The sequence below is a fragment of the Streptomyces spiralis genome, assembly GCF_014654675.1.
Classification (GTDB): domain Bacteria; phylum Actinomycetota; class Actinomycetes; order Streptomycetales; family Streptomycetaceae; genus Streptomyces; species Streptomyces spiralis.
Window position 1 is genome coordinate 31,540 of record NZ_BNBC01000067.1, and the last position, 7,469, is coordinate 39,008.

The 7,469-nt window shown below is 72.5% G+C and carries 6 protein-coding genes; all 6 read right to left on the reverse strand.

What is annotated here, in order from left to right; all coding sequences use genetic code 11:
• Positions 1-75: 75 nt before the first annotated feature.
• Positions 76-678, reverse strand: a complete 603-nt coding sequence (locus tag IE318_RS40410; protein WP_030179996.1) for a sarcosine oxidase subunit gamma — start codon at positions 676-678, stop codon at positions 76-78.
• Complete coding sequence (locus IE318_RS40415; protein WP_189907864.1) at positions 671-3,904, reverse strand: sarcosine oxidase subunit alpha family protein; 3,234 nt, start codon at positions 3,902-3,904, stop codon at positions 671-673. The genes IE318_RS40410 and IE318_RS40415 overlap by 8 nt, the downstream gene beginning before the upstream one ends.
• Before the next feature lie 11 nt (positions 3,905-3,915).
• Positions 3,916-5,148, reverse strand: a complete 1,233-nt coding sequence (locus IE318_RS40420) for a sarcosine oxidase subunit beta family protein (protein WP_189907865.1) — start codon at positions 5,146-5,148, stop codon at positions 3,916-3,918.
• Positions 5,145-6,428, reverse strand: coding sequence for a serine hydroxymethyltransferase (gene glyA, locus IE318_RS40425; RefSeq protein WP_189907866.1), 1,284 nt, complete (start codon positions 6,426-6,428; stop codon positions 5,145-5,147). The genes IE318_RS40420 and glyA overlap by 4 nt, the downstream gene beginning before the upstream one ends.
• On the reverse strand, positions 6,425-7,285 hold the full coding sequence (locus IE318_RS40430) for a bifunctional methylenetetrahydrofolate dehydrogenase/methenyltetrahydrofolate cyclohydrolase (RefSeq protein WP_189907867.1): 861 nt from the start codon (positions 7,283-7,285) through the stop codon (positions 6,425-6,427). The genes glyA and IE318_RS40430 overlap by 4 nt, the downstream gene beginning before the upstream one ends.
• Before the next feature lie 22 nt (positions 7,286-7,307).
• On the reverse strand, positions 7,308-7,469 hold a 162-nt coding region (locus IE318_RS40435; protein ID WP_308438628.1), incomplete at its 5' end, for a glycine cleavage T C-terminal barrel domain-containing protein.

Genomic DNA, 7,469 nt, shown 5'->3' on the forward strand with positions numbered 1-7,469 from the left:
GGAACGGCGGTGCCGGGCCGACCGTCCGCGTCGGCCCGGCACCGCCGGGTCATCTCTGCCGCCCTGCCGGGCCGCTCACCGGTATTCGACGGCCGCGTCCAGCAGCCAGTCCGCCAGATAGCCGGCGAAGGAGGAGCGCACCAGCACCCAGAAGCCGGCCCTCGGCTCGTCGCGGGCCACCAGGACCACCTGGGTGCGGGCCAGCGTCGTCTGCGCACTGCGGCCGGGGCCGAAGGCACGCGGGTGCAGGTCCAGCGAGCAGCCGTGGGCCAGCAGGTCACGGGCGCGGGGGCCGGCGACCAGGAGGGTGGTGCGCTGGGCGGAGACATCGGTGACGGAGACCGGTTCGTCTCCGGCGGCCGAGCGGATCCTGCCCTCCAGGTCCCCCTGAGTGCCGGGCCTGCCCACCACGAGCCATTCGTCGGGGCCGAGCCACACCGCGGTCACGTCTCCGGCGTGCACGACGGTGTTGGCCTCCAGGGGCAGTTGGAGGCCCAGGGCCAGGCCCACGGCGTCCGCCGCCGGGCCCTTGGCGTCCAGGCGGACGTTCACCTGGGCCAGGAAGGGGAGTTCGGCCAGGCGGATCGCGCCCCGGGAGGAGCGCGTCACGGCGGCCAGGCGGTGGGCGGCGTCGGCCAGGGGGCTGCGCTGCCATGCGGTCAGGACGGTGTCAGCCATCGCGGCGGGCTCCCTCGGGGTCGTAGAGGACGGGACCGGCGACGGTCACCGGGACCAGCCGGTCGCCGACGGGTGCGTAGAGGCGTTCGCCGATACGGTCGCGGCCGCCCTTGATCAGGGCGAGCGCGAAGGTCCGGCCGAGCGCCGCGCTGCGGTAACTGGAGGTGACGTGACCGAGCATCGGCACGGGCGGCGGGGGCAGTTCGCCGTCGGCGACCAGATGCGTGCCTTCCGGGAGGAAGACGGCCGGGTCCTCGGTGAGCAGCCCGACCAGGTGCTTGCGGTCGGGGCGGACGGTGTCGGCGCGGCCGTAGGAGCGCTTGCCGATGAAGTCGGGCTTCTTCTTCGACACCGCCCAGCTCATGCCGAGGTCCTGCGGGGTGACCGTGCCGTCGGTGTCCTGGCCGACGATCGGATACCCCTTCTCGGCGCGCAGGACGTGCATGGTCTCGGTGCCGTAGGGGGTGATGCCGTACGCGGCGCCGGCCTCGTACAGCGCCTCCCACAGCGTGCGGGCGTCCCACGGGGACACGTTGATCTCGTAGGCGAGTTCGCCGGAGAAGCTGATCCGGCACACGCGCGCGTCGAGGCCGGCGACCGTCGTCTCCCGCCACGCCATGAACGGGAAGTCGTCGTTGGACACGGCCAGTTCGGGCGCGAGCGAGCCGAGGACCGTGCGGGACTGCGGACCGACCAGGGCCACGGTGGCCCACTGCTCGGTGACCGAGGTGCAGTGGACCCGCAGCTCGGGCCACTCGGTCTGCAGCCACTCCTCCATCCAGTCCAGGACGGTCGCCGCGTTGCCGGTCGTGGTGGTCACCAGGAACCGGTCCCGGTCGAGCCGGATGACCGTGCCGTCGTCGAAGACCATGCCGTCCAGGCGGCACATCACGCCGTACCGGATCATGCCGACCTTCAGGGTGCTCATCATGTTCGTGTAGAGCCGGTCGAGGAACAGCGCGGCGTCCGGGCCCTGCACGTCGATCTTGCCGAGCGTGGAGGCGTCCATGAAGGCCACGCCCTCGCGGGCGGCCCGGCACTCGCGCAGCACGGCGGTCTCCATGTCCTCGCCGTCCTGCGGGTAGTACCAGGGCCGCTTCCACTGGCCGACGTTCTCGAACAGCGCGCCGTGCTCGACGTGCCATGTGTGCAGGGCGGTCGTGCGGACCGGGTCGCTCAGCGCGCCGCGGTCGCGGCCGGCGAGGGCGGCGAAGGAGACCGGGGTGTACGGCGGCCGGAAGGTGGGCAGGCCGAGCGCCGAGATGTCCACGCCGAGGAGTTCGGCGACGACCCCGCTCGCCAGGACGCCGGCGGTCCTGCCCTGGTCGCCTCCGGTGCCGGCCGTGGTGTAGCGCTTGGTGTGCTCGACCGAGCGCAGGCCCGCGCCGGTCGCCCGGGCCAGGTCGTCGACCGTGACGTCGCGCTGGAGATCCACGAACCGGGGGGCGTCGGTGTCGCCGGGGACGGTGAAGACCTGCATGGGCGGGGTGTGCGGCTGGGCGGCCACGGCCGGGAGGGCGGGCGCCTCGGCGGTGTATCCCTCCGCCTCGGCCGCGCGGGCACCGGCGGCCGCGCCCTGCGCGAGGGTCACGGCGAGATCGAAGGCCCCGTTCGCGCTGCCCGCGACCTCCACCGCCTGACGGCAGCTGTCGGGCACGAACGCGCCGAGTGCCTCGTCGTGGCGGAGCTTGCCGCCCGACTGGCTGAACAGGTGCGCGACCGGGTTCCAGCCGCCGGAGACCAGGAGCAGGTCCACGGCGAACTCCCGCTGCCCCACGGACTCCCCGTACGGGGCGACCGTCACGGCGGTGAGCCGGTCCGTGCCCCGGGTGCCGGTGACCGCGTGCCCTGCGAGCACCTCGATCCCCGCGGACCGGGCACGCTCGGCCCACTCCCCCGGCTCCGGCCGGGTGTCGACGATCGCGGCGATCTCGACACCCGCGGCGGCCAGGTCCAGCGCGGCGGCGTAGGCACTGTCGTTGGTGGTGAACACGACCGCGTGCCGGCCCGGCAGCACGGCGTACCGGCGCAGGTACGTGCGGGCCGAGGACGCCAGCATCACGCCGGGGCGGTCGTTGTCGCCGAACGCCAGAGAGCGCTCGTGGGCGCCGGTGGCGAGGACCACGCGCCGGGCCCGGATGCGCCAGACCCTCTCTCGGGAGACGTTCGCCGGGGCCTCGGCGCCGAGGTGGTTGGTGCGGCGCTCGACGGCGAGGAGGTGGTTGTCGTCGTAGTGGCCGAAGACCGTGGTGCGGCGCAGGACCCGTACCTCGGGCGCGGCTTCGAGCCGGGCGCGGGTCGCCTCGACCCAGTCGAGGTGCTCGCCGGTGCCGAGCAGGCTGCCGCCGGGTTCCGGCTGGTCGTCGGCGATGATGACGCGCGCGCCGCCGCTCGCCGCTGCTGCTGCCGCCGCCAGGCCGGCCGGGCCCGCGCCGACGACCAGCACGTCGCAGTGGGCGTGTACGGCGTCGTAGCGGGCGGGGTCGGGCTCGGTGGCGAGGCGTCCCTGGCCGGGGAGGCTGCTCGCGACCAGGCCGTCGTAGAGCTCGACGGTCGTGGCGGGGAGCATGGGCTCGGGGAAGGGTTCCTCGATCTGGATGACGGCGTTGGGCTCCTCGACCCCGGCGGAGAAGATGCCGCGGGGGCGGCCGAGCTTGATGCTGGTGGCGGCCTGGATGACGCCGTTGGCGAGGAGGGCGGAGGCGAGGGTGTCGCCGCGGTAGCCCTGGTATTCGGTGCCGTCGAAGGTGAACGTCAGTCGGTCGTCGCGGTCGATGCGGCCACCGGTGGCCAGGCGATGCGGTTGGCTCGCCAGCCGTGCCGGGTGCTCCGCCCCCGGACCACCGGACGGCGCTGGGCGGGCCTCGGCCTCGAGCGCCGGACCGGCTGGTTGTTCCGGACGCGGTTGAGCGATGGCCGGACGCGGCTCGAGCGTCTCCGGACGCGGCTCGAGCGTCTCCGGACGCGGCTCCCCCACCTTGTAAACGGCGAGGATCTCGTTCGTCGCCGTGTTCCGCACCGCGTTGAACCACTTGCGGCAGCCCGCCGCGTGGCTCCAGCGCTCGGCGAAGGGGCCCTTCGGGTTGTCGCGGAAGAAGAGGTAGCGCGCCCACTCCTCGTCGGTGAGGGCGGCGGGGTCCTCGGGGTAGGGGACGTGGGCCTGGCCGCCGTAGTGGAACTCGGCCTCGTCACGGGGCCCGCACCACGGGCAGGGGATGAGCAGCATGGTTCGGCTCCCTAGTGGGCCACCGCGGCAGCGCCGTGCTCGTCGACGAGCGCGCCGGTGGTGAAACGGTCGAGCGAGAAGGGGGCGTTCAGGGCGTGGGGGGTGTCGTGGGCGATGGTGTGGGCGTAGACCCAGCCGACACCCGGGGTGGCCTTGAAACCACCGGTCCCCCACCCGCAGTTGAGGTAGAGGTTGTCGACCGGGGAGAGGCCGACGATGGGCGAGGCGTCGGGGCTGACGTCGACGATGCCGCCCCAGGTGCGCAGCACGTGGGCGCGGGCGAAGACCGGGAAGAGTTCCAGGGCCGCCGCCATCTGGTCCTCGATGATGTGGAACGCCCCGCGCTGCGTGTAGGAGTTGTAGGCGTCGATGCCGGCGCCCATCACCAGTTCGCCCTTGTGCGCCTGGCTGACGTACACGTGGACGGCGTTGGACATGACGACCGTCGGGTGCACCGGCTCGAGGAGCTCCGACACCAGTGCCTGCAACGGATGGCTCTGGACGGGCAGTTCGATGCCCGCCATGGCGGCGAGGACCGAGGTGTGTCCGGCCGAGCACAGGGCCACCTTGCCCGCGGCGATCGGGCCGAGCGTGGTCTGTACGCCGACCACCCGGCCGCCGACCACGTCCAGGCCGGTGACCTCGCAGTTCTGGATGATGTCGATGCCGGCGGCGTCCGCGGAGCGGGCGAAGCCCCAGGCCACGTAGTCGTGCTTGGCGATGCCGGCGCGCGGCTGGTAGGTGCCGCCGAGGACCGGGTAGCGCACGTCGGGTGAGGTGTTGACGATCGGGCAGACCTCTTTGACCTGTTCGGCGTCGAGCCACTCGGCGTCGACGCCGTTGAGCCGGTTGGCCTCGACCCGGCGCACGCTGTCGCGGACGTCCTGCAGGCTGTGCGCGAGGTTCAGCACACCGCGCTGGGAGAAGAGGATCGGGTAGTCCAGCTCCTCCTCCAGCCCCTCCCACAGCTTCAGCGCGTGCTCGTAGATCCCCGCGCTCTCGTCCCACAGGTAGTTGGAGCGGATGATCGTGGTGTTGCGGGCCATGTTGCCGCCGGCGAGCCAGCCCTTCTCCAGAACGGCGACGTTGGTGATGCCGTGGTTCTTCGCCAGGTAGTGGGCGGTGGCCAGGCCGTGGCCGCCGCCGCCCACGATCACCACGTCGTACGACCGCTTGGGCTCGGGGGTGCGCCAGAGCCAGTCCGGGTGGTCGGGCAGGTCGGCGCCGGGGGTGCGGGGGCTCATCGGGCGTCTCCGTCGTGCGAGAGGTGCGGGTAGAGCGGGTGCTTGGCGGCCAGCGCCTCGGTGCGGGCACGCAGCGCGGCCACGTCCGGCTCGGGCTGGAGGGCCAGCGCGATCACGTCGGCGACCTCGGCGAAGTCGTCCTCGGTGAAGCCCCGGGTGGCGAGCGCCGGGGTGCCGATGCGCAGGCCGGAGGTGACCATCGGCGGACGCGGGTCGAAGGGCACCGCGTTGCGGTTGACGGTGATGCCGATCTCGTGCAGGAGGTCCTCGGCCCGCTTGCCGTCGAGTTCGGAGTCCCGCAGGTCCACCAGGACCAGGTGGACGTCCGTGCCGCCGGTCAGCACCTTCACTCCGGCGGCGGCCGCGTCGGGCCGGCTGAGGCGTTCGGCGAGGATGCGGGCGCCGGCCAGGGTGCGGGCCTGGCGTTCGGCGAACTCGGGGGACGCCGCGACCTTGAAGGAGACCGCCTTGGCCGCGATGACGTGCTCCAGCGGGCCGCCCTGCATGCCGGGGAACACCGCCGAGTTGATCTTCTTGGCGAGATCGGCGTCGTCGGTGAGGATGACGCCGCCGCGGGGGCCGCCGAGGGTCTTGTGCGTGGTGGTGGTGACGACGTGCGCGTGCGGGACGGGGCTCGGGTGCAGTCCGGCGGCCACCAGGCCCGCGAAGTGCGCCATGTCGACCATGAGGAGGGCACCGACCTCGTCGGCGATCCTGCGGAAGGCCGCGAAGTCCAGCTGCCTCGGGTACGCCGACCAGCCCGCGATGATCATCTTGGGGCGGTGCTCCTTGGCGAGCCGCTCCACCTCGTCCATGTCGACGAGGTTGTCCGCCTCGGAGACGTGGTACGGCACGACGTTGAGCATCTTGCCGCTGTAGTTGATGCGCATGCCGTGGGTGAGGTGACCGCCGTGCGCGAGGTCGAGACCGAGGACGGTGTCCCCGGGCTGGAGCAGGGCGAAGAACACGGCGGTGTTCGCCTGGGCACCCGAGTGCGGCTGGACGTTGGCGTAGCCGGCACCGAACAGGGACTTGACGCGCTCGATCGCCAGCCGCTCGGTGACGTCGACGTGTTCGCAGCCGCCGTAGTAGCGGCGACCGGGGTAGCCCTCGGCGTACTTGTTGGTCGCGACCGAGCCCTGCGCCTCCATCACCGCGGTGGGCGCGAAGTTCTCGGAGGCGATCATCTCCAGGGTGGACTGCTGGCGATGCAGCTCGGCGCGCAGGGCTTCGTGGACCTCGGGGTCCAGCTCGGCGAGGCGGGTGTTCAGGGTGTTCATACGGTGTTCGCGTTCCTCTCGGCGGCCTCGACGACATTCGCGAGGAGCATCGCTCGGGTCATGGGTCCCACACCCCCGGGCATCGGGGCGAGCCATCCGGCGACCTCGGCGGCCTCCGGGTGGATGTCACCGACGAGCCCGTGCTCGGTGCGGGTGATGCCGACGTCCAGGACGGCCGCGCCGGGGCGCAGCATGTCCTTGGTGATCAGTCCGGGCGAGCCGGCCGCGACGACGACGATGTCAGCCTCGCGCACATGCCAGGCCAAGCCCTTGGTTCCGGTGTGGCACAGGGTGACGGTGGCGTTCTCGGAGCGGCGGGTGAGCAGCAGTCCTATGGGCCGTCCGACGGTGATGCCCCGGCCGATCACGCAGACTCGGGCTCCGGCGAGCGGGACGTCGTAGCGGCGCAGCAATTCGACGATGCCGCGCGGGGTGCACGGCAGCGGGGCGTCCACGCCCAGGACGAGGCGGCCGAGGTTGACGGGGTGCAGTCCGTCGGCGTCCTTGGCCGGGTCCATGCGGGCGAGCACGGCGTTGGCGTCCAGGTGGCGCGGCAGCGGCAGCTGGACGATGTAGCCCGTGCAGGCGGGGTCGGCGTTGAGTTCGTCGATGACGTCCTCGACCTGCCGCTGGGTGGCGTCGGCGGGCAGTTCGCGGCGCAGGGAGGCGATACCCACCTGCGCGCAGTCGCGGTGCTTTCCGGCGACGTAGGCGTGGCTGCCCGGGTCGTCACCGACCAGGACGGTGCCGAGGCCGGGTGGGCGGCCGGTCATGGCCGTCAACTTGGCCACGCGCTCGGCGAGTTCACGGCGGATTGTGGCGGCAGTTGCCTTGCCGTCGAGAAGTTGTGCGGTCACCGGCGGTACTCCTTCCCCGGGGCTAGCCACGGAGGCGGGACATGGTCGGGTCGAACAGGGGCTCTTCGGTCACCACCGCTTCCACGCGCTGGTCGAAGTAGCCGATGTGCACGGTCGTGCCGGGCTCGGCCAGTTCCGTCGGGAGCCAGGCGTAGGCGATGCCCTTGCCGATGGTGTAGCCGTA

Coding starts and splice junctions, on each gene's coding strand:
- IE318_RS40410 (WP_030179996.1), bottom strand. CDS start 678: ATGGCTGACACCGTCCTGACCGCATGGCAGCGCAGCCCCCTGGCCGAC.
- IE318_RS40415 (WP_189907864.1), bottom strand. CDS start 3,904: ATGCTGCTCATCCCCTGCCCGTGGTGCGGGCCCCGTGACGAGGCCGAG.
- IE318_RS40420 (WP_189907865.1), bottom strand. CDS start 5,148: ATGAGCCCCCGCACCCCCGGCGCCGACCTGCCCGACCACCCGGACTGG.
- glyA (WP_189907866.1), bottom strand. CDS start 6,428: ATGAACACCCTGAACACCCGCCTCGCCGAGCTGGACCCCGAGGTCCAC.